The organism is Roseobacter sp. AzwK-3b (assembly GCF_000170875.1).
Classification (GTDB): domain Bacteria; phylum Pseudomonadota; class Alphaproteobacteria; order Rhodobacterales; family Rhodobacteraceae; genus Roseovarius; species Roseovarius litoreus.
The window spans coordinates 1-1404 of the sequence record NZ_ABCR01000027.1 but is presented as its reverse complement, the minus strand read 5'-3'; the positions used below and the strand labels follow the sequence as shown (position 1 = coordinate 1404).

The 1404-nt window shown below is 36.6% G+C and carries 1 protein-coding gene; it reads left to right on the top strand.

All coding sequences use genetic code 11. The features are described from left to right. Window positions 1-219: 219 nt before the first annotated feature. Window positions 220-1230: a hypothetical protein gene (locus tag RAZWK3B_RS22045; RefSeq protein WP_157132355.1), complete on the top strand. Its 1011-nt coding sequence runs from the start codon at window positions 220-222 to the stop codon at window positions 1228-1230. The last annotated feature ends 174 nt before the right edge of the window (window positions 1231-1404 follow it).

Sequence of the window (1404 nt, the reverse complement as noted above, 5' to 3'; positions counted from 1 at the left end):
CCATTGAAATAGTGCAATATGGCTTCATTTGGATGAAACATGGCCGTAACAACGATAATAGATGGCAAAAAAAACTCAACATCAAATTTCAAGGCCATTGAAATAGTGCAAGATGGCTTCATTTGGATGAAACATGGCCGTAACAACGATAATAGATGGCAAAAAAACTAAACATCAAATTTCAAGGCCATTGAAATAGTGCAAGATGGCTTCATTTGGATGAAACATGGCCGTAACAACGATAATAGATGGCAACAAAACTCAACATCAAATTTCAAGGCCATTGAAATAGTGCAATATGGCTTCATTTGGATGAAACATGGCCGTAACAACGATAATAGATGGCAACAAAACTCAACATCAAATTTCAAGGCCATTGAAATAGTGCAAGATGGCTTCATTTGGATGAAACATGGCCGTAACAACGATAATAGATGGCAACAAAACTCAAGATCTAATTTCAAGGCCATTGAAATAGTGCAAGATGGCTTCATTTGGATGAAACATGGCCGTAACAACGATAATAGATGGCAACAAAACTCAACATCAAATTTCAAGGCCATTGAAATAGTGCAATATGGCTTCATTTGGATGAAACATGGCCGTAACAACGATAATAGATGGCAACAAAACTCAACATCAAATTTCAAGGCCATTCAACTAGTGCAAGATGGCTTCATTTGGATGAAACATGGCCGTAACAACGATAATAGATGGCAACAAAATTCAACATCAAATTTCAAGGCCATTCAAATAGTGCAATATGGCTTCATTTGGATAAAACATGGCCGTAACAACGATAATAGATGGCAACAAAACCCAACATCAAATTTCAAGGCCATTGAATTAGTGCAAGATGGCTTCATTTGGATGAAGCATGGCCGTAACAACGATAATAGATGGCAACAAAACTCATCATCAAATTTCAAGGCCATTCAAATAGTGCAATATGGCTTCATTTGGATGAAACATGGCCGTAACAACGATAATAGATGGCAACAAAATTCAACATCAAATTTCAAGGCCATTGAATTAGTGCAAGATGCCTTTATTTGGATGAAACATGGCCGTAGCAACGATAATAGATGGCAACAAAATTCAACATCAAATTTCAAGGCCATTCAAATAGTGCAAGATGGCTTCATTTGGATGAAACATGGCCGTAACAACGATAATAGATGGCAAAAAAACTCAAAATCAAATTTTAAGTACATGCAAATAGTGCAATAGGGCTTCATTTGGATGAAACATGGCCGTAACAACGATAATAGATGGCAACAAAACTCATCATCAAATTTCAAGGCCATTCAAATAGTGCAAGATGGCTTCATTTGGATGAAACATGGCCGTAACAACGATAATAGATGGCAACAAAATTCAACATCAAATTTCAAGGCCATTGAA

Coding starts and splice junctions, on each gene's coding strand:
- RAZWK3B_RS22045 (WP_157132355.1), top strand. CDS start 220: ATGAAACATGGCCGTAACAACGATAATAGATGGCAACAAAACTCAACA.